Origin of the sequence: Ornithinimicrobium pulveris, from assembly GCF_050261105.1 — a bacterium.
Lineage (GTDB): Bacteria > Actinomycetota > Actinomycetes > Actinomycetales > Dermatophilaceae > Ornithinicoccus.
The window spans coordinates 1794762-1813451 of record NZ_CP189837.1 but is presented as its reverse complement, the minus strand read 5'-3'; the positions used below and the strand labels follow the sequence as shown (position 1 = coordinate 1813451).

The 18690-nt window shown below is 70.2% G+C and carries 18 protein-coding genes, 1 tRNA gene and 1 pseudogene; 11 read left to right on the top strand and 9 right to left on the bottom strand.

Going from position 1 to position 18690, the window contains the following annotated elements; genetic code table 11:
* Window positions 1-9: 9 nt before the first annotated feature.
* Window positions 10-1257, top strand: coding sequence for a glycogen synthase (gene glgA, locus ACQBAT_RS08455; protein WP_420747472.1), 1248 nt, complete (start codon window positions 10-12; stop codon window positions 1255-1257).
* A gap of 103 nt (window positions 1258-1360) precedes the next feature.
* Here glgA and ACQBAT_RS08450 read toward each other — a convergent pair whose 3' ends face one another.
* Entirely contained in the window at window positions 1361-2134 is a 774-nt protein-coding gene (locus ACQBAT_RS08450) for a hypothetical protein (RefSeq protein WP_420747471.1), read from the bottom strand.
* A 45-nt stretch (window positions 2135-2179) separates the two neighbouring features.
* Here ACQBAT_RS08450 and ACQBAT_RS08445 point away from each other — a divergent pair.
* From ACQBAT_RS08445 to ACQBAT_RS08435, 3 genes and pseudogenes are all read left to right on the top strand, one after another.
* Window positions 2180-2956, top strand: a pseudogene (locus tag ACQBAT_RS08445) (ABC transporter ATP-binding protein); the annotation flags it as partial.
* A 170-nt stretch (window positions 2957-3126) separates the two neighbouring features.
* Complete coding sequence (locus ACQBAT_RS08440) at window positions 3127-3888, top strand: sulfite exporter TauE/SafE family protein (RefSeq protein ID WP_420747470.1); 762 nt, start codon at window positions 3127-3129, stop codon at window positions 3886-3888.
* Window positions 3885-4730, top strand: a complete 846-nt coding sequence (locus tag ACQBAT_RS08435) for a TrmH family RNA methyltransferase (RefSeq protein ID WP_420747469.1) — start codon at window positions 3885-3887, stop codon at window positions 4728-4730. The genes ACQBAT_RS08440 and ACQBAT_RS08435 overlap by 4 nt, the downstream gene beginning before the upstream one ends.
* Before the next feature lie 123 nt (window positions 4731-4853).
* Here the strand turns inward: ACQBAT_RS08435 and ACQBAT_RS08430 are convergent, their stop codons facing one another.
* Window positions 4854-5390: a YbaK/EbsC family protein gene (locus ACQBAT_RS08430; protein ID WP_420747468.1), complete on the bottom strand. Its 537-nt coding sequence runs from the start codon at window positions 5388-5390 to the stop codon at window positions 4854-4856.
* Between the two features lie 11 nt (window positions 5391-5401).
* Window positions 5402-5932: a YbhB/YbcL family Raf kinase inhibitor-like protein gene (locus ACQBAT_RS08425; protein WP_420747467.1), complete on the bottom strand. Its 531-nt coding sequence runs from the start codon at window positions 5930-5932 to the stop codon at window positions 5402-5404.
* A gap of 97 nt (window positions 5933-6029) precedes the next feature.
* Between ACQBAT_RS08425 and ACQBAT_RS08420 the strand changes: the two genes are divergently transcribed.
* The 3 genes from ACQBAT_RS08420 (at window position 6030) to ACQBAT_RS08410 (ending at window position 8784) form a co-directional block, all read left to right on the top strand.
* A complete protein-coding gene (locus ACQBAT_RS08420) occupies window positions 6030-7493 on the top strand; it encodes a DNA polymerase IV (protein ID WP_420747466.1) in 1464 nt (487 codons plus the stop codon).
* 47 nt (window positions 7494-7540) lie between these two features.
* Window positions 7541-7624, top strand: a tRNA-Leu gene (locus tag ACQBAT_RS08415).
* Window positions 7625-7749: 125 nt separating this feature from the next.
* The gene (locus ACQBAT_RS08410) at window positions 7750-8784 is read left to right on the top strand and encodes a lactonase family protein (RefSeq protein ID WP_420747465.1); all 1035 of its coding nucleotides are present in this window, start codon (window positions 7750-7752) and stop codon (window positions 8782-8784) included.
* A 29-nt stretch (window positions 8785-8813) separates the two neighbouring features.
* Here the strand turns inward: ACQBAT_RS08410 and ACQBAT_RS08405 are convergent, their stop codons facing one another.
* The 5 genes from ACQBAT_RS08405 to ACQBAT_RS08385 form a co-directional block, all read right to left on the bottom strand.
* Window positions 8814-9893, bottom strand: coding sequence for an SGNH/GDSL hydrolase family protein (locus tag ACQBAT_RS08405; RefSeq protein WP_420747464.1), 1080 nt, complete (start codon window positions 9891-9893; stop codon window positions 8814-8816).
* A gap of 176 nt (window positions 9894-10069) precedes the next feature.
* Window positions 10070-10681, bottom strand: coding sequence for a pentapeptide repeat-containing protein (locus ACQBAT_RS08400; protein WP_420747463.1), 612 nt, complete (start codon window positions 10679-10681; stop codon window positions 10070-10072).
* 2 nt (window positions 10682-10683) lie between these two features.
* Window positions 10684-11061, bottom strand: a complete 378-nt coding sequence (locus ACQBAT_RS08395; protein ID WP_420747462.1) for a pyridoxamine 5'-phosphate oxidase — start codon at window positions 11059-11061, stop codon at window positions 10684-10686.
* 80 nt (window positions 11062-11141) lie between these two features.
* The gene (locus tag ACQBAT_RS08390) at window positions 11142-11906 is read right to left on the bottom strand and encodes a hypothetical protein (protein ID WP_420747461.1); all 765 of its coding nucleotides are present in this window, start codon (window positions 11904-11906) and stop codon (window positions 11142-11144) included.
* Window positions 11903-14029, bottom strand: coding sequence for a hypothetical protein (locus tag ACQBAT_RS08385; protein WP_427197671.1), 2127 nt, complete (start codon window positions 14027-14029; stop codon window positions 11903-11905). The genes ACQBAT_RS08390 and ACQBAT_RS08385 overlap by 4 nt, the downstream gene beginning before the upstream one ends.
* Before the next feature lie 226 nt (window positions 14030-14255).
* On the opposite strand from ACQBAT_RS08385, the gene ACQBAT_RS08380 reads away from it, so the two are divergent.
* A complete protein-coding gene (locus tag ACQBAT_RS08380; protein WP_420748466.1) occupies window positions 14256-15008 on the top strand; it encodes a nucleotidyltransferase family protein in 753 nt (250 codons plus the stop codon).
* Between the two features lie 21 nt (window positions 15009-15029).
* On the opposite strand, the gene ACQBAT_RS08375 is transcribed toward ACQBAT_RS08380, so the two are convergent.
* The gene (locus tag ACQBAT_RS08375; protein WP_420748467.1) at window positions 15030-15377 is read right to left on the bottom strand and encodes a GntR family transcriptional regulator; all 348 of its coding nucleotides are present in this window, start codon (window positions 15375-15377) and stop codon (window positions 15030-15032) included.
* A gap of 49 nt (window positions 15378-15426) precedes the next feature.
* Here ACQBAT_RS08375 and ACQBAT_RS08370 point away from each other — a divergent pair, with 49 nt between their 5' ends.
* Genes ACQBAT_RS08370 through ACQBAT_RS08360 form a run of 3 tightly spaced genes read left to right on the top strand, consistent with a single transcriptional unit; the run spans window position 15427 to window position 18604 of the window.
* Window positions 15427-16314 carry an AAA family ATPase gene (locus ACQBAT_RS08370; protein WP_420748468.1) on the top strand — a complete coding sequence of 296 codons (888 nt, stop codon included), beginning with the start codon at window positions 15427-15429 and terminating at the stop codon, window positions 16312-16314.
* Window positions 16311-17414, top strand: a complete 1104-nt coding sequence (locus tag ACQBAT_RS08365; RefSeq protein WP_420748469.1) for a vWA domain-containing protein — start codon at window positions 16311-16313, stop codon at window positions 17412-17414. Before ACQBAT_RS08370 ends, ACQBAT_RS08365 begins: the two co-directional genes overlap by 4 nt.
* A 53-nt stretch (window positions 17415-17467) precedes the next feature.
* A complete protein-coding gene (locus ACQBAT_RS08360; protein WP_420748470.1) occupies window positions 17468-18604 on the top strand; it encodes an XdhC family protein in 1137 nt (378 codons plus the stop codon).
* Window positions 18605-18690 lie beyond the last annotated feature (86 nt).

The following is an 18690-nucleotide window of genomic DNA, read 5'->3' as shown; positions in this document are numbered from 1 at the left end:
GTTGGAGGAGTGCGCATCGACATCCTGAGCCGTGAGTACCCGCCGAACATCTACGGGGGAGCGGGGGTGCACGTGGCCGAGCTCACCCGGGCGCTCCGGGAGCTGGACGGGGTCGAGGTCCAGGTCCGGGCGTTCGACTCGCCGGTCGAGGAGGAGGGCACGACAGGGTATGCCGTTCCGTCCGACCTCGAGGACGCCAACGGGGCGCTGCGCACGCTGGGAGTCGACCTGCTGATGGCGCGTGATGTCGCCTCGGGTGGGGCTGACCTCGTGCACTCGCACACCTGGTACGCCAACATGGGCGGTCACCTTGGGGGACTGCTCGCCGAGATTCCGCACGTGATCAGCGCGCACTCCCTGGAGCCCTTGCGACCGTGGAAGGCCGAGCAGCTCGGCGGTGGCTACGGGATCTCCTCGATGGCCGAGAAGGTGTCCTACGAAGGCGCTGCCGGCATCATCGCGGTGTCCGCTGGGATGCGGCGCGACATCCTTGCTGCGTACCCGCAGGTGGACCCGGACAAGGTGCACGTGGTCCACAACGGCATCGACTCCGAGCTCTGGCAGCGTGACATCTCCGAGGAGGCGGCCGAGTTCGTCCGCTCGCAGGGCCTGGACCCGACGGCGCGCACGGCTGTCTTCCTGGGCCGGATCACCCGCCAGAAGGGCCTGCCCTACCTGTTGCGCGCACTGCGGGCGGTGGGCGACGACGTTCAGATCGTGCTGCTGGCTGGTGCTCCGGACACCAAGGAGATCGAGGAGGAGGTCATCGGTCTGGTCGACCAGCTCCGCGAGGATCGCGGCAGCGATGCCGCGCCGGTGGTGTGGATCGGTGAGATGCTCCCTCGCGAGAAAGTCATCGCGATCCTGTCCCACGCCACGGTCTTCATGTGCCCCTCGGTCTACGAGCCGCTCGGCATCGTGAACCTCGAGGCGATGGCGTGCGGTGCGCCCGTCGTCGCCACGGCTACCGGAGGCATCCCCGAGGTGGTGGTCGACGGCGAGACCGGGTGGCTGGTCCCGATCGAGCAGCTCGACGACGGCACCGGCACGCCAGTGGACGTCGACGCCTTCGTCAAGGATCTGGGCGACGCTCTCGTCGAGGCACTGTCTGACCCGGACGAGGCGGCCCGTCGGGGCGAGGCCGGTCGGGAACGGGCCGTCGAGTCCTTCAGCTGGACCACGATCGCCGAGCGGACCGTCGAGGTCTACCGCGCTGTGCTCGAGGGCCGCGCCCCCGATCTGCCCGGCGAGGTCTGAGGCCCACGACCGGCGTCAGATCGCGCGGTTGGCGAAGCCAGCGAAGTCGCCATGGAAATGATTGCGGTGTGGACTGACCTTCCCTCCCGCCTGACCCCAACGTTCAGTGGGGCTCTCCGCCCCGATAGGCGAGGTGCATTGCAGCAGCATTGGTCGCCTCGGCCAAGGCAGTGACCGCGCGCCCCTGCAAGCGCCGCAGGACCCCCTCCCGCCGGGTGACCGAGGTGGCGTCGACCGATCCGCCGACGGCCTCGAGACCGGCGTCGGTCAAGGTGAGCACGGTCCCCGCCAGATCGATCACGCGGGCGGCGCGTTGCGGCATACCGTCCGGGAGCCCCCAGGCGCCGGCAAAGGCCCGGCGCGCTCGAGCCCTGCCACGGGCAGCGGTCGCGCCGAACGGGGCAGCCCCGGCGGCGGTGAGTTCGTCGGTGAGCTCCGCCAGCTCGGTGCGCAGCTGCAGTTCCAGCGAGCCCAGGTCGAGCGCCTCGATGCGGTGGACAGGGACCGGGTCCGCCTCGAAGGGGGTCCACGTCGCCGCCCACCCCTGGTCACCCACCGGCCCGTAGGGCTCGATCGTCGGGACCAGTGCCCCGCCGAGACCGGGCACGTAGACGCACTCCTGCGCGGAGGTGGCCGCGTCGAGCAGGTCGGGTGCGGAACGCGGCATACCGGACACATCCCCGGGCCGGGGAAGGGCCACGAGCACGACCTGCTCACCCAGGGATGCCCAGAGCTCAACCCGATCCACGAGTCCGGTGGAGGAGTCCAGATCGGGCAGCGCGCGGCGGGTGAGCTCGCCGAGCGGCAGCCGGCCGGCGAGCACCTCGGTGCCCCACAGGGCGACCCGGACGCTGGCGGGGAGTTCGTGGTCGGGCATGGCGTCCGATCGTAGGCGCCCGGGCGGTCGATAGAGTGCAGCACCATGAGTGACGTCCTCGAGTTCGCCGGCGTCGGAGTCCGCCGCGGCACCTCCGACCTGCTGCGCGACATCACCTGGTCGGTCGAGGAGGGCGAACGCTGGGTGATCATCGGGCCCAACGGGGCGGGCAAGACCACCCTGCTCCAGCTCGCCGCCGCGCGGATGCACCCGACGACCGGCGTGGCAGGTGTGCTGGGCGAGGTGCTCGGCACCGTCGATGTCTTCGAACTGCGACCGCGGATCGGGGTCTCCAGCGCCGCGGTCGCCGACCGGATCCCCGACGAGGAGCGGGTCAGCGATGTGGTCGTGACCGCCGCCTATGGCGTGCTGGGCCGATGGCGCGAGGAATATGACGAGACCGACGAGGCGCGCGCCGCGGAGCTGCTCGAGGCCCTGGGCGTGGCGCACCTGGCCCAACGGCGGTTCGGGACGCTGTCGGAGGGGGAGCGCAAGCGGGTCCAGATCGCGCGAGCGCTGATGACCGATCCCGAGCTGATGCTGCTCGATGAGCCAGCGGCGGGCCTGGACCTGCGCGGCCGCGAGGACCTGGTCGGGCGGCTCAGCCTGCTCGCCCAGGACATCGAGGCGCCGGCCATGGTGCTGGTGACGCACCACGTCGAGGAGATCCCGCCGGGGTTCACCGACATCCTGATGCTGCGCGATGGTGAGTTGGTCGCGGCCGGGCCGATCGAGATGACGCTGACGGCGGAGAACCTGAGCCGGACCTTCGACCTGCCGCTGGTGGTCGACCGGCACGGCGAGCGGTGGGCGGCACGGGCGGCGCAGCCGGGCGACCTGAGCGGTGACGTGGGCGACGGCCACGCGGGCGCTGGCCACGCGGACGACGGCCACGCGGGCGACGGCCACTCGGGCGACGGCCGCTCGGGCGCTGGCCACGCGGGCGACGGCCGCTCGGGCGCTGGGCGCGGCGGCTATCCCGAGCACCGCGCGTGACCTGGTTCGAGATCGCCGCGATCGTCCTCGCCGGCTTCGGCGCGGGCATGATCAACACCATCGTCGGCTCCGGCACGCTGATCACCTTTCCGGTGCTGCTCTTCTTCGGCTACAGCCCGGTGGTCGCGAATGTCTCCAACAGCCTGGGGCTGGTCTTCGGCAGCCTCACCGGGGCGTGGGGTTATCGCCGGGAGATCCGGCCGATCGCCGGGATGCTCAAGCGGCTGATCCCGATGACCGTGCTCGGCTCGATCATCGGGGCGTTGCTCCTGCTCGTGCTCCCGCCGGAGGCGTTCGCAACGATCGTGCCGGTGCTGATCGCCCTGGCGCTGCTGCTGGTCGTGCTCGGTCCGCGGCTGAACCGGTGGGCAGCCAAGCAGGAGGCTGAGGCGCTGACGCCGGGGCGGTGGATCGCACTGATGGCCGGCGTGCTCTTCGCTGGGATGTATGGCGGCTATTTCGGCGCAGCGCAGGGAGTGCTGATGATCGGCCTGATGAGCGTGCTGCTGCCGCTGGGGATTCAGCAGATCAACGGGCTGAAGAACGTGCTGGTGATGATTGCCAACCTGGTGGCCGTGATCGTCTTCCTGATCGTCTCGCCCGAGCTGGTCAACTGGTGGGTGGCGCTGTGCATCGGTGTCGGCGCCTTCCTCGGTGGCTTCGCCGGTGCCCGGGTTGGACGGATCCTGCCGCCGAATGTGCTCCGCGGAATCATCGTGGTCATCGGTCTCATTGCGATCGTGAACCTGCTCGTATGACGATGCGGTCAGTTCCCGCTCTCCCCGACGGCTGCACCTGGGTGCAGGTCCCGGGGGCTGAGGAGTTGCGCGACTACTTCTCGCTGACCGACGTGGCGCTGCGCCGCGTCGTGGAGCCCGAGCGCGGGCTCTACATGGCTGAGTCGGAGAAGGTGATCCGGCGGGCGCTGGGGGCGGGACACCGGTTGCGGTCGCTGCTGATGACGCCGCGGTGGGTGGAGGAGTGGCCCGATCTGCTGGCGGTGGCGCGCGAGCAGGGGGCGCCGATCTATGTCGCCGAGCCGGCGGTGGCCGAGGCGATGACCGGATTCCATCTGCACCGGGGCGTGCTGGCGGCGATGCACCGGCCAGCACTGCCGTCGGTGGGTGAGGTCGTGGCCGGCGCGCGCCGGGTGGCGGTGCTGGAGGACATCGTCGACCACACCAACGTGGGGGCGGCCTTCCGGTCGGCGGCTGCGTTGGGCGTGGACGCGGTGCTGGTCACGCCGAGGTGTGCTGACCCGCTGTATCGACGCAGCGTGCGGGTCTCGATGGGAACCGTCTTTCAGGTGCCGTGGACCCGGATCGATCCCTGGCCCGAGGGCGTGGAGGTGCTGCGGGAGCAGGGCTTGAGCGTCGCTGCGCTGGCACTGGCCGAGGATGCGGTGACCTTGGACCACCTGGAGGCGGACCCGCCGGAGCGGCTCGCCCTCGTGCTGGGCACCGAGGGCGACGGGCTGGGACGACGCACCGTCGAGGCAGCAGATCTGGTCGTGAAGATCCCGATGGGCGGGGGCGTGGACAGCCTCAACGTGGCTGCGGCCTCGGCCGTGGCCTTCTGGGCTCTGCGGCTGCGGGCGTGACGGACTGATCGACCCGGGGTCGGCCAGCGAGGTGGGAGAGTCGGGGTGGGGAGCATCAGCCGACCCAAGGGGCCCGTCGACGCGCTGGCTCAGCGCTGCGACGCCGGGTGTTCAGCAGGGGGCTCAGCCGATCTCCAGAGCCAAGCCGTCGATCACCTCCGCACCCGGCAGCTGCTCAGCGAGGGCACCGGGCAAGCGCACCTTGGACCGGCGCAGGCCCGATCCGATGATGATCGAGTCGCGGTCCAGCACTCGGGAGTCCACGAGCACCGGCCAGTCGTCGGGCAGGCCGATGGGGGTGATGCCGCCGTACTCCATCCCGGTGCGCTCGACAGCCTGGTCCATGGGCATGAACGAACACTTGCGGACGTCCAGCCGTGTGCGGACCGTCTTGTTGACGTCGGCCCGGGTGTGGCCGAGCACCAGCGCGGCACAGACCCGTTCCTCGCCACCTCGGGTCCCCGAGATCACGATGCAGTTGGCCATGTCCTCCATCGCCATCCCGGTGGCCTCGACGAGCACAGCCGTGTCGGCCACGTCGGGGTCGATCTCAGCCACCTCGATGCCCCGCCCGTCAGCGCCCGACCCGGGTTGCGGCATACGGGACAGCGCGGCGCGCACGGGCTCGGCGAGCAGATCCGGGCGATCGAGGGCCGGCACCCAGTCCAGGCTCACAGCTCGTAGGTCCCGGTGATCGAGCCGCGAGCGAGGACATTGCCGAGGGTCGCGAACTGGGCCTTGGCGATCGAGGTAGAGGTGTCCAGCCCGGCGTCCTCGACATCGAGCGCCCACACGGTGAAGACGTAGCGGTGCGGGCCATCGGCCTCAGGCGGGGCAGCGCCGCCGTAGTCACGGGTGCCGTAGTCGTTGGCGAGGGTGATCGCCCCCAGGTTGGCGCTGCGGCCCTGGTCACCGGCACCGGCCTCAAGCGAGGTCGTGTCGCCCGGGATCCCGAGCACCGCCCAGTGGTGGAAGCCTCCCATCACCGGCGCGTCCGGGTCGTGACACACGAGCAGGTAGGACTTGGTGCCCTCCGGCGCGCCCTCCCAGGACAGCTGCGGCGAGGTGTTGCCCTGGCCGAAACCGGCGCTCTCGGGCAACTCGCCACCGTCGGTGAAGTCCTCGCTCGTGACGGTCAGCTCGGCCGGCGCGGCGGGCAGGTGGTCGTTCGGGTGCGGGGGAAGCGTCCTGTCCAGATCCATGCCCCCAACCTAACGAGGCCCACTGACAGACGCATCCGTGGCGGTCACGCGGGCGACGTGTCGTGGGTGTGTCACCGCGGCGTGTCACAGTGGTGACATGGCGACTGCGGAGCCGTGCATCCTCCACCTTGACCTGGACGCCTTCTTCGCCGCGGTCGAGCAGCGCGACAAGCCCTCGCTGCGTGGACGACCGGTCGTGGTCGGGGGGATCGGTGGGCGCGGGGTGGTGTCGACAGCGTCCTACGAGGCCCGGGTGTATGGCGTGCGCTCGGCGATGCCCACGGCTGAGGCCAGGCGACGTGCACCGGCGGGGACGGCCTATCTCTCGACGCGTTTTGAGGCCTACCGGACGAGTTCGCGGATCGTGATGGACATCCTGCGGTCGCGTTCGCCCCTGGTGGAGCAGGTGTCGGTGGATGAGGCGTATGTCGATCTGATGGCCGGGCAGAATCCGCCCGGGTGGGCGGAGGGTCGGCTGGAGGAATGGTGTGCCGAGTTGGTTGCTGAGATCACGGAGGCGACCGGCGGGCTGACGGCCTCGGTCGGGGTGGCGACGTCGAAGATGATGGCGAAGCTGGCCAGCGAGATGGACAAGCCGGCGGGCGTGACGATCCTGCGACCCGGTACCGAGTTGCAGGTGCTGCATCCACTCCCGGTGCGTGCCGTCGCCGGCGTGGGCCCGGCGACGGCGGCGCGGCTGCGGACCTTCGGGGTGGAGACGGTGGGTGAGCTTGCGCGAGTCTCGGAGACGGACCTGGTTGCGATCTTCGGGACGGCACACGGTGCCGGGCTGCACCGGCTCGCGATGGCCGAGGACGACCGGCCCGTGGTGGTGGAGCGGGAGGCCAAGAGTGTCTCGGTGGAGGAAACCTTCGAGACCGACATCACCGACCGCGGGGTGCTCGAGGCCGAGTTGATGCAGATGGCGACCCAGCTGGCTGGCCGGTTGGAGAAGGCGGCGCTGTTCGCCCGGACGATCACCGTCAAGGCCCGGCATCCTGACTTCAGCACCATCACGCGCTCGTCGTCGTTGCCCTTTGCGACGGGGGACCAGGCGATCATCCTGCGGGAGGGGCGACGGTTGCTCGCGGGCGTGGACGTGGCTGACGGGCTGCGGCTGCTGGGTCTTGGGGTGTCCGGGTTGACCGCGCATGCGCAGGAAGAGCTAGGGCTGGAGGTGGGTAGCTCTGCGGACGTGCTCGTCGAGCTGCCGGATGTGTCGGGTGGCTCTTCGGCTATTGCTACTCCGGGCGAGGCTGACGAGCGCCATGGTGAAGAAGGAGATGGTGGAAAGGCCCGCTCGGGGCTGATGACCCGGACGCGGTCGGGATGGCGCACCGGTCAGGACGTGATGCACGAGCGCCATGGATCCGGCTGGGTGTGGGGGAGCGGCCGGGGTCGGGTGACCATACGTTTCGAGGGCCCGCTGACTGGTCCAGGCCCGGTCCGGACCTTCGCCGAGGACGATCCTGAGCTGGCCCCGGCCGACCCACCGGACTGGCGAACTGTGACCTCCGACGGTGCTCCCGACGATGCGGGATCACCGTCGAGGGCGTGCTAATCTAGTCCGTCGTTGCCCGCTCCAGCTGGAGCACGGCATACACCCTCGTCCGGGTGGCGGAATGGCAGACGCGCTAGCTTGAGGTGCTAGTGCCCTTAACGGGCGTGGGGGTTCAAGTCCCCCTCCGGACACGCTTGTCCTGTCTCAGGACATCAGAAACCCCCGAGCCCCGGCTCGGGGGTTTCGTCGTGAGGTCCCCATCGTGTGGACGCTGCCCCGACAGGAGAGGCATCCAACCTCGCTCTAGCCTGGAGCTATGACTGAGCTCGTCCTCATCGCCAACTCGTCCGACGGAACCATCAGCACCCTTCGCCTGAGCAGGGGGAGTGACGCCGACAGCCCTGCCGACTCGGCGGAGCTCGAGGTCCTCGCCACCAGCGGTGACCTGCCCGGCTGCGGCACCTTCGCGGTGGACGGCGACCGCGGTCTGGTCTACGCGGCATACAAGGACGACGACGGCTCCGGCATCGCCACGCTGCGCCTGGACCGCGAGTCCGGCGAACTCACCGAGGTCGCGCGCAGACCGGCCGAGGACAAGATGACCTACCTAGCGCTGGCGCACGGCGGGTCCGTGCTGCTCGGCGCGGGCTATGGCGGAGGAGTGGGGCTGACCTGGCCGGTCACGGACGGTGAGGTGGGTGAGCCCGTCGCGCGGATCGAGTTCGCCAACCTGCACTGCGTGGTCAGCGACGACGAGCACGCCTACTTCGTGTCGCTCGGCGACGATCTCACCGCCCAGTACGCCCTCGCTTCCGACGGCACGCTCGCGCCGCTCGACCCGCCCACGGTGGCGGCGCCGGAGGGTTCGGGTCCGCGCCACCTCGTGCTCGAGGGGGACGACGCCTATCTCGTCACCGAATTTTCCGGGCAGGTCATTCGCCTCACCCGCGGCGCCGACGGCACGCTGAGCAGCCAGGAAGCGGTGTCGTTTGTGGACCCTGAGCAGGAGCTCACACACAGCAGGTTCGGCGCCGACCCACTCGAGGAGCACCTGATCTGGGGCGCCGACGTCGCCGTCGCCGACGGGGTGGTGCTCGCCTCCGAGCGCACCTCCTCGCTCATCGGTGCGATCCGGCTCGAAGGCGCGGAGCTGGGCGAGGTCGTGGGCTTCACGCCGGTCCCGCAGCAGCCGCGCGGGTTCCGCGTCACCGACGACGGCCGGTATGTCGTCGCGGTCGGTGAACGCTCCCAGGACGCCGCGCTGCTCGAGGTGGGCGAGCACGGCCACCTCACCCAGGTTGGCACCGCCCCTATCGGGAACGGTGCCAACTGGGTGCGGATCCTGGCGTGACCAGGAGGGTCTAATCAGGTCGTCTGTGATCAACCCGAGGTGCTGAGGGCGTGCTGCTCGTTGAGTTCGCTCAGGCCCGCCAGTGCCCGCTCGACCACTGCGGTGTTCCCGGACCGCAACTGGTTGACGAGGCGGACGATCTGGCCAGGAGGCACGCCCTCCGCGCGTGCCCGCGCGAGGTTCTCGGTGCTCGTCAGATCCATCTCGAGCACGGCGTCGGCCTGGGCGCGGACCTGCTCGGCGTGGCTGAATGTCTCGCTCTCCTGCTGGATATCGAGACTCTGGGTCCCCATGCTGCCGGCCGACCCTGCTGCGCTCGTCCCCGGCCAGAAGACGTCCGCGTAGCCGACATTCCCCGCGCGGTTGGGGTGGTAGGACTCGGTGATCGGCATGCTCAACCCGTTGATCCACTCGGGCGAGTCGCACACGGCGTGACCCTGGAAGGCGGGGCGAGCGTCGACATACCGGAAGCCGGCCGCGGAGGTGCGGGCCTCGATCAGGGAGGCGAGTTCGTCGGTGGCGGCGTTCAGCTCGCGCATCTCGGCGGCCGAGAAGAACGTGGCCAGGTTGCAGTTGCGCCCGTTGAAGAGGTGCGGATAGTTGCCGATGACGACATCGGCGGACGGCGCCCTTAGACCGACCTCGGCGAAGAGCGCGTCGTAGCGCGCCGGCATCTCGTTGTTGAGCACCTCGCGCGCCTGGTTGATCCGCCCCTGACAGTTCGACAGCCAGCCGGGTAGCGCGCACTGGGTGATGACCGAGGCGAACCCGACGTCATTGCCGCCGATCGTCATCGTCACGAGGTCGGTGGAGTCGGAGAGGGCAGCGAGTTGGTTGCGGTGGACGTCGGCCACGACGGCCCCGCTGCACGCCTGATAGTCCAGCTGCAGGCCGTGGGCCTGTGCAAGGAGTGCCGGGTAGCCGTACTGCGACCGGTAGCAGTCGGCATCTGTGCTGGCGCGGGTGCCGGTGCCGGAGGAGAAGGAATCGCCGAGAGCGACATACTCGAGCGGCTCGTCGGCCTGGCCGGGAAGGGCTGCAGCGGTCAGGAAGCTCGACGCGGTGAGCGCGCAGAGGGCGGCGATGGTCAGGGGCGTTCGGGTTCGCATGGTGACGACGCTGCCGGAATCCCGACATGCCTGCCACACGAGATGGCGGATCTTTGCCAAGTTCTGACCTGATCCTGACCGATTCTTGACGATCCTCTGGGGGCCGTCACACTTGGGGCCGCGCCGTTGCTGCTCCCATGCCGTTTCTGCCTGCAGGGACCCCGTCCTGTATGCCGCTAGTCGACCTGGTCCTCGACGATGGCTCCGAGGGACTCGGCCAGAGCGAGGGCTCCGGGCAGGTCGAGGCGGGTGCCGCGGACGCGTGCGTTGGTGAGGTCGGCGCCGTTGAGGATGGCCCCGCGCAGATCTGCCGAGTCCAATCTGGTGGAGCGGAGCGTGGACCCAGACAGATCGCTGCCGCGCAGATCGCAGCGGCGAAGGTCAGCCTCGGACAGGTCCGCGTCCCGGAGGCGAAGGTCGCGGAGGTCTTGGCCTTCGAGCTCGGCTCCGACCATGGTGACGCCCCACCAGGATCCACCGCGAACGGTGATCGGTTGCAGGGTGCAGCGGACGAAACTGCTGCCGTCGAGCTTGCAGCCGTCCAGTGTCGCGTCGAAGAAGCTCGTCGAGCTGAACGAGCACGCAGTGAAGGCGGTCCCCGTATGCGTCGAGGCGTTGAACCGGCAGCGGTCGAAGACGCAGTCCTCGAACCGGCAGCCCGAGGTCACGGCTTCGGTGAGGTCCAGTTCTACGAAGGTGCAGCCCCGCCACACGCGGCCGGTGAGTTCTTCGGCATACCAATCTTCGTCGACGAAGCGTTCCCCGACGATCGGCTCAGTCGCCGCCACGCTCAGTCGCTCAGGGGCTGACAGTCGTTGCCGCAGCCTGTTGGCGAGTCGGTCTGAGGGCCGTGACCGGCTGCGCGGTGCCAGACCGCGTGGGTCGGGGCGATCCGGAGCGCGTCGTCCGCGTCGACCTCGCCGGTCCCGTCGATGATCAGCGTGTAGCCGCCGTACTCGCGGGGAGGCAGCATCACGGTGACCTCGGAACGGTCGCCGACCACGCGGCGTGCGGTACGGCCAGGCTCGGCTAGGATAAGGTGGCCGTCGACGAGCTGGGGGAAGACCTCGGCGACGTGCGGCCGGCCGTCGCCGCTGGTCAGGAGGTATGCCGTGTCGTGCCGGCTCAGAGCCTCGTCGAGTGCTGCCATTTCCACCGGGATGCTCATGGCGTCCATCATGGCCGATGGGACTGTCGTGCTGTGCGGCTCCGGTCCCGATGCGATTCGTCAGGCGAACCCCGCCCCGCTCAGAAGGGTGGTGGGTCGTCGTCGCGGTTGTCTTGGTGGTCGGTCCAGGGGGTGGCTGGCTGGCTCGGGTCGTTCTGCCCTGGCTGCTGGGGCCTTTTCGCCTGCTCGTCCTGGTCGGCCTTCGCCGCCTGCTCGGTCTGGGGCTCCCTGTCGTCGTGCAGGTCGAGGAGTTGTTCTGGGGTGGGGTGGTCGGGGGGTGGGCCGGGGCGTCGTTGGCCGTTGTGGTCGGTGTGGTGTAGGTGTCCCCAGTCTTCGATGGTGAGCCAGTCTTCGGAGCCGGGGATGTCGTCGTGGGCTTGGGTGCGTTCGCCGGGGGTGCGGTGGACCAGGGCGGCGTAGAGGAGCTGGTTGATCAGGTCGCGGCGGTAGGCCAGGTCGGCGCGGTCCTGCTCGCTGCGCTGGCGCAGCAGATCGCCATATCGGGGATTCGTCCCGGCCGCTGTTGGGTCTGGGGGTTGGGGTGGGGTGTGCGGGGCCTTGGTGGTGAGGCGGTCGAGGTATTGGCGGTAGTCGTGGCCGCGGGTTCTGGCGACTTGTCCGAGCAGGGTGGTCCAGGTGAGGTCGCGGCGGCGGTTCATGATCGAGGTCCACAGTTTTTTGGTTTTGCGGGCGTGGTCGAGGGCTTCTTTGGAGTTCAGGTTGATCTCGGCGGTCCAGGCGTGGGTGGACCATTCCTTCTCGTGGTCGATCTCGCACCTGTCGGCCGGGCGGCGAGAGCCAGGGCCGCGCCCGTACCTGTCCGCGGCCCAGATCTGGCGTTTCATCTGCGCGTCGGGGGTGACCGGGTGCCGGTGGAGCGTTCGATGCAGCGCCCGTCGGCCGGGTCGTACAGGAGCCGGGAGAGCACCGTTCCGGGGGTGAGCACGATCTGTCGGGCCTGCCGGGGGGTGATGAATCCTGAGTTCCACCCGACCAGCTCCGCCACGCCCCTGGGCCGTGACGCGGGTGGCATCGTCCCGTCCCCGGGCCGGCAGGGCGCGCCAGGGGCGCACCGCGAGTGCGGAACATCCAGATCCAAGCCCACCCCAGGTTCGCTCCCAAGGCCCGGGACAGAGCCCTCCCCAGCGGCCTTGGCGGCAGCTGAGGCAGAGCCCTCCCCAGGACCGGCGACAGAGCCCTTCTGAGCAGCTGAGGCAGAGCCCTCCCCAGGACCGGCGACAGAGCCCTTCTGAGCAGCTGAGGCAGAGCCGTCCTCAGGATCCGGGACGGAGTCCTCCCCGGGTTCACTCCCGGGACCCGGGGCTGAGCCCTTCCCAGGTCGCGGGGCTGAGCCTTTCCCAGGACCCGGGGCTGATCCCTCCTCATCATCCGGGACAGAGTCCTCCTGAGCATCGCAGGCAGAGTGTTCCGCAGGGTCCGTCTCGTCGTGTCCGTGTGGGGTGGACGGTGGGTGTCCCACGGGGGTGGTGCAGTGTGGGCAGACGGCTCCGATGAGGCTGTCCCAGGGGATGAGGAGCTCGACCTTGCCGGCCGGGGTCGCGTTGATGATCGCGCGCAGGGCCTGGGCGTCTTCGGGAGTGATCACCTCATCAAACAGGCTCTCCTGGGCCCTGGCAGCGCTGGCGCAGGAACACCCACACCCGGCCCCGGCCCCGGCCCCAACACTGTCATCACCATCGCCGCTCTGAGCGCTCTGACCGCACTGGCCGCACCGGCCGCAGCGGCTGTCCTGGCTGGTCTGGTTGCAGGTGTTGTGGGGTGGGGGTTCGCCGGGCAGGGTGAGGGTGCCGTGGATGAGGAGGATGGCGGTGATGTCGGAGCGGAGTTGGGCCAGGGTGCGGGGGTCGCCGCCTTTGCGGGCGCGGCGGGCCATGTCATCGATGCGGGTGATGACCGCGATCCCGGTGACGGTCCCGAACTGGGCCAGCAGGTTCGCCACGCCCTCCTCCCCGATATCGAGGCGGGCGTCGCGGGCCGCGTGGGCGGCGTCCCTGACCCGCTGTGTCTGGTCTTCGTCCTGGGCGCTGGCGCGGGTGATCTCGCGTGCCAGAGCTGCCTTGAACTCGCTGTGATACCAGGGCTTGCCGTGCACCAGTTCACCGTCGGGGTCCAGACGTTCAACAGCGGCGACGTCTTCCTCGGTGCCGAACATCACCAGCGACACCCGTGCTGTCTGGTCTACGGGGAGGGCCCGGGTCTGGGCCTGGAAGGTGATGATCTGCTGACGGACGATCTCGCCTCGGCGTAGCGCACCGAGCAGGTGGGAACGGATCGTGCCGGGCACGGTGGCCAGCGCGACCTGTTGGCGGGCTTGCCAGATACCGATCCCGGACAGCACGCTCACCTCTCCAGCCACAGCAGCCTTGGTCTCTGCCCGCCAGGACTGGTGCGCGCTCTTGGACAACGCTCGCGGGTCATCCACCCCGCGCCGGCCCAGCAGGGTGCTGCCCGCGGCCATGACCAGGTCCTGGGTGGAGACCAGCAACGCGGCCTCCAGCTCGCACTGCGCGTGCCGCATCGCTGCCATCCCGTCCAACACATCCCCGGCGGTGGCCGGCACCGGCACCCCGGCGGTCTCGGTCCCATCAGCAGCGACCTGCGCCGAGATCGCCCCCACCCACCTAGCCGCCGACCCCGCATCCACACCCAGCCCTTCCAGCCCAGCGATCGCGACCGCCACCGGATCCGGACCAGCCACCGGCCCACCCCCACCACCGGCACTCTCACCGCCGACCCTCTCGCCGTCGCCGCCGTCACAGTCGCTGCTGTCATCGTCGCTGATGCCATCATGGCTGCTGCCGCGCTCGGAGGCGGTGAGCTGGAGGGATTCGTCAGAGGCCGCTGGTAAGAACCCAAGTACTTCATCCCAGTCCGCCCGCTCCCGCTCGACCGCATCACGCGCCTGCTTGTCACGTTCTGGTTGTTCACGCTCTGGCTGCGTCGCCATCCCCACCTCACCCCGCTTCCCTCCACTAGACCAGGACCATCCAGAAAGCCCCTCTTCCTGAACTACCACCCACTCTAGAACACACCTCCGACATACCCGACACTTGTCCACAGCCGCGCTGGCTGAGAGCACCTCCACCCAAGGGGATGTGGACAAGGCGGGGGTCGGGGCGCCCTGCACGACTCCCCATAGCGAACGATTTCGCGTCTCCGGACAGACTGGGCTCATGTCACATCCGTCCTGGTCCGGTAGCCATGCCGGGGCCAACTCAGCCGGGGCCAACTCAGCCGGTCATGACCATGCCGGGCGCGAAGCCGCCACACACGACCCCGACACGCACCCAACCTCGCCGCGCGTCACCGGCCTTCTGCTGGCGGCGGGCTCGGGAAGCCGGTACGGACACCCCAAGGCTCTCGTCGAGGGCGTGGACGGACGGCCTTGGGTCCTGAGCTCCGCACATACCCTGCTCAAGGGCGGATGTGGTGACGTCCTCGTCGTCACCGGCGCCCAGGGCGAAGATGTTGAGAACATCCTCAACGATTCCAGCGACCCCCGGATCTCCTGGATCCGCTGCGGCACCTGGGAACAGGGCATGGGGGAGTCCTTGCGTTCTGGCCTCACCGCCCTGGCCACGCGCGGCAGGACTGTTCCGATCCAGGCACTCATCCACCTCGTCGATCTCCCCGATATCGGCCCGGACGTCGTGGCCAGGCTGCTCGCGACCCACCCGACCGGCACCGCAGGCGCCGGCGCGGACGCCCTGGTGCGAGCGGCATACAGGGGGGCCTCGGGACATCCGGTGCTGCTCGGGCAGGCGCACTGGCAAGCCGTCCTCGACCTGGCCAAGGGCGACGCCGGCGCCCGCAGCTACTTGCGTCGCGCCCAGCCCCAGCTCGTCGAATGCGGCGATCTCGCCACCGGGCTCGACATCGACAGCCCGACCGACATCGACAGCCCAAGCGACCGCCGGACCCCCTGACCGCCCGCCGTTAGCACCCCCTCACCAGGAGCTGCGGACCAGCCCGATCGCCTGCTCCAGGTCCAACCCTGCCCGCCGGGCGACCGCGACATACTCCTCGGCCGCCCGCCGACCCGGCGACAGTGGCGCGAGATCACCGCGCACGACCGTCCCGCCCCGGCCGCGGGTCGCGACATGCCCCTCTTCCTCGAGCTGGCGGTACGCCTTGGCGACGGTGTTCGGGGCCAGCCCGGCATCCGCCGCGAGCTGGCGCACGGAGGGGAGCTTCTCGCCAGGCACCAGCACCCCACCCCGGATCGCGGCGACGACCTGGTCGACGATCTGTTGATAGACGGGTGTCGGCAGGGACTCGTCGATCTGGACCAGCACGTTCACTCCTCCGGGCGGCGTCGGGGGGACCGACCCTAGACTGCCCAGCATGCCGCTCCACCCCGCGCTGACCTCGCCCGCCACGCTCGCCGACGCGCTGGGCGAGGGCGGCTACCTGGCGGACCCGGGCCTCGCGACCGTGGCCTGGCTGGCGCAGCAGCTCGACCGGCCGCTCCTGCTCGAAGGGGAGCCCGGCACCGGCAAGACCGCCCTCGCGGAAGGTATGGCGCAACTCCTGGATATCCCGCTGGTGCGACTCCAGTGTTACGAGGGGATCGAGGCGAGTCAGGCGCTCTACGACTGGGACTTCCCGCGCCAGATCCTGCACCTGCGGGCCGTCGAGGCGCTAGGCCGCGAGGGACGGGCGGAGGAGCTGGAGGCCGAGCTCTTCGACGAGCGCTTCCTCCAGGCGCGGCCGGTGCTGAGGGCGCTGCGGGAGGCACCGTGCGTCCTGCTCATCGACGAGGTCGACCGCGCGGACGACGAGTTCGAGGCCTTCCTGCTCGAGGTGCTGTCGACGTGGTCGGTCACCATCCCCGAGCTCGGCACGGTCACGGCTGACGTCGCCCCGGTCACGATCCTCACCTCGAACCGCACCCGTGAGCTCCACGACGCGTTGAAGCGTCGCTGCCTCTACCACTGGATCGAGCACCCTGGCCTGGACCGTGAACTGGCCATCGTGCGCGCCCGACTCCCGGAGGTCGAGGAGTCCCTCGCCTCCCAGATCGTCGGCGTCGTCCAGCAACTGCGCGCCGAGGAAGACCTGGTCAAGCCCCCGGGGGTCGCCGAGACGCTGGACTGGGCCCGCGCCCTCCAGGCGCTGGGCGTCAGTCGGCTCGACCCGGAGATCGCGGCCTCGACGCTGGGCGCTGCGGTGAAGTACCGCGAGGACACCGAGCGCGTCCGAGTCGCCTTGGATCGGATGCTGACCCGGTGACCTCGGCGGCCGGCTGGAGCATCGGCCAGACCTTGGCTGGCTTCGCCCGGGCCTGCCGCGCGGCGGGCCTGCCGGTCACCGCCGACCGCGAGCGCACCTTCCTGCGAGCAGTGGCCGAGATCGGGCTGGGGGAGCGGGACCGCGTTTACTGGGCTGGTCGCGCCACGCTCACGGCCGGTCCCGGCGACCTGGGACCGTACGACCGCGTCTTCACAGGATGGTTCGGGGGCACGCCCATGCACGCCGTCAGCCACCAGGACACCCCCCGGCCGACCACCACCCAGGCTGCCCTCGAGGAGGGCTCGGGGGAGGGCGAGGGGGAGACGTTGCGCACCGCCGCCAGCGCCACCGAAGTCCTCCGGCACCGCGACGTCGCGGGCCTCTCGCCCCAGGACCGGGCCGCGCTGCGGCGCCAGTTCGCCACGCTGCGGCCGCGGGTTCCCACCCGACGTGCGTTGCGGCATACCAGAAGTCACCGGGGCACGGTCGACGGCCGGGCGACGGTGCGCGCCTACCTCCGCAACCTGGGGGAGCCTGCCCGGATCCGCTTCCGGGACAAGGCGACCCGACCCCGACGGGTGGTCCTGCTCGTGGACGTGAGCGGATCCATGTCCCCGTATGCCGACGCTCTCCTCCGCCTCGCCCACACCGTTGTGCAGTCCGCACCTCGGGCGACCGAGGTCTTCACGATCGGCACCAGGCTCACGTACATCACCCGGGCGCTGCGCGAGCGTGACCCGGACCGGGCCCTGCTCGCGGCCGGTGAGGTGGTGCCGGACTGGTCGGGCGGCACGCGGCTCGGGCAGTCCATCGGGGTCTTCCTGCAGCGGTGGGGGAGGCGGGGGATGGCCCGGGGCACGGTGGTCGTGGTCTTCAGCGACGGGTGGGAACGGGAGTCCCCCGAGCTGCTGGGGGAGCAGATGCGCCGCCTGCGCGCTCTGGCGCACCGCGTGATCTGGGTGAATCCGCACCGCGGCAAGGTCGGGTATCTGCCGGTCCAGGCCGGGATCGTCGCCTGCCTGCCGCACGTGGACGACTTCGTGGCCGGGCACTCGCTCGCCGCCTTCGAGGAGGTCCTGGAGACTGTCGCGCGAGCCTGACGCGGGGTCGGGCGCGCGTGACAACACCGGCCCCAGCAGGGATGCTTGGGCGCATGCGTGAGGTGCTGGACCGGCTGCTGACCTGGTGGGAAGCAGGCGATGAGGTCGCGATGGGCACGGTCATCGGCACCTGGAAGTCGGCGCCGCGACCGGCCGGGGCCGCGATGCTCGTCGGCTCGGACGGCGAGGCAGTGGGCTCGGTCTCAGGCGGCTGCGTGGAGGGGGCGGTCTACGAGCTGGGACAGCAGGTCATCGACACCGGCTCCCCTGTCCTGCAGCGCTACGGCGTCTCCGACGACGAGGCGATGGGCGTGGGCCTCACCTGCGGCGGCATCCTCGACATCTTCGTCGAGCGCGTCTCCCAGGTCGACTTCCCCGAGCTGGGCGAGGTCGCTACGGACATCGACGCCGGCCGACCGGTCGCGGTGGCGACGGTCGTGGCTCACCCGGATGCGGCATACGTGGGCAGGCATCTGGTGATCCGCCCCGAGGGCGAGCCGACCTCCGGCACCCTCGGCACCGAACGGATCGACCACTCCGTGCTCGACGACGCCCGCGGGATGCTGGCGCAGGGGCGGACCGCGACGATCGAGTACGGGCCGGACGGCGAGCGCCGAGGCGAAGGGCTGCGGGTCTTCGTCGCGTCGTACGCGCCACGGCCGCGCATGCTGGTCTTCGGCGCCATCGACTTCGCCGCGGCGGTCGCGCGCGTCGGCTCCTTCCTCGGCTATCACGTCACCGTGTGCGACGCCCGCCCCGTCTTCGCCACCCGCAGCCGGTTCCCCGAGGCCGACGAGGTGGTCGTCTCCTGGCCCCACCGGTATGTCGAAGAACAGGTCGCGCAGGGCGCGCTCGATGAGCGGACAGTCGCCTGTGTCCTGACCCACGACCCGAAGTTCGATGTCCCCCTGCTCGCGACGCTGCTCGGGTCGGGCGGGCCGAACCTGGCCTACGTCGGGGCGATGGGGTCGAGGCGCACCCACGAGGACCGGCTGGAGCGCTTGCGCGAGGCCGGCCTGAGTGAGGAGCAGCTGGCCAACCTTCGCTCGCCCATCGGGTTGGACCTGGGCGCCCGGACGCCGGAAGAGACGGCCGTCAGCGTGGCCGCCGAGATCATCGCGGACCGGTGGGGCGGGCGCGGTGAACCGCTCAGCGAGACCGAGGGCGCGATCCACCGGCACGACGGCTGAGCGAGGTGACCGGGATGTCGCCGGCTCGCCTGCGTCACCCTCTCCCGATCCCTTGCGGAGTGACCTGCGTCACGGCAGGATGACGA

What these genes read in the sequence shown, in the direction of transcription:
- ACQBAT_RS08450 (WP_420747471.1), bottom strand. Translation starts at nt 2,134, where the DNA reads ATGCCCGACCACGAACTCCCCGCCAGCGTCCGGGTCGCCCTGTGGGGC.
- ACQBAT_RS08435 (WP_420747469.1), top strand. Translation starts at nt 3,885, where the DNA reads ATGACGATGCGGTCAGTTCCCGCTCTCCCCGACGGCTGCACCTGGGTG.
- ACQBAT_RS08425 (WP_420747467.1), bottom strand. Translation starts at nt 5,932, where the DNA reads ATGGATCTGGACAGGACGCTTCCCCCGCACCCGAACGACCACCTGCCC.
- ACQBAT_RS08420 (WP_420747466.1), top strand. Translation starts at nt 6,030, where the DNA reads ATGGCGACTGCGGAGCCGTGCATCCTCCACCTTGACCTGGACGCCTTC.
- ACQBAT_RS08410 (WP_420747465.1), top strand. Translation starts at nt 7,750, where the DNA reads ATGACTGAGCTCGTCCTCATCGCCAACTCGTCCGACGGAACCATCAGC.
- ACQBAT_RS08405 (WP_420747464.1), bottom strand. Translation starts at nt 9,893, where the DNA reads ATGCGAACCCGAACGCCCCTGACCATCGCCGCCCTCTGCGCGCTCACC.
- ACQBAT_RS08395 (WP_420747462.1), bottom strand. Translation starts at nt 11,061, where the DNA reads ATGAGCATCCCGGTGGAAATGGCAGCACTCGACGAGGCTCTGAGCCGG.
- ACQBAT_RS08390 (WP_420747461.1), bottom strand. Translation starts at nt 11,906, where the DNA reads ATGAAACGCCAGATCTGGGCCGCGGACAGGTACGGGCGCGGCCCTGGC.
- ACQBAT_RS08385 (WP_427197671.1), bottom strand. Translation starts at nt 14,029, where the DNA reads ATGGCGACGCAGCCAGAGCGTGAACAACCAGAACGTGACAAGCAGGCG.
- ACQBAT_RS08380 (WP_420748466.1), top strand. Translation starts at nt 14,256, where the DNA reads ATGTCACATCCGTCCTGGTCCGGTAGCCATGCCGGGGCCAACTCAGCC.
- ACQBAT_RS08370 (WP_420748468.1), top strand. Translation starts at nt 15,427, where the DNA reads ATGCCGCTCCACCCCGCGCTGACCTCGCCCGCCACGCTCGCCGACGCG.
- ACQBAT_RS08360 (WP_420748470.1), top strand. Translation starts at nt 17,468, where the DNA reads ATGCGTGAGGTGCTGGACCGGCTGCTGACCTGGTGGGAAGCAGGCGAT.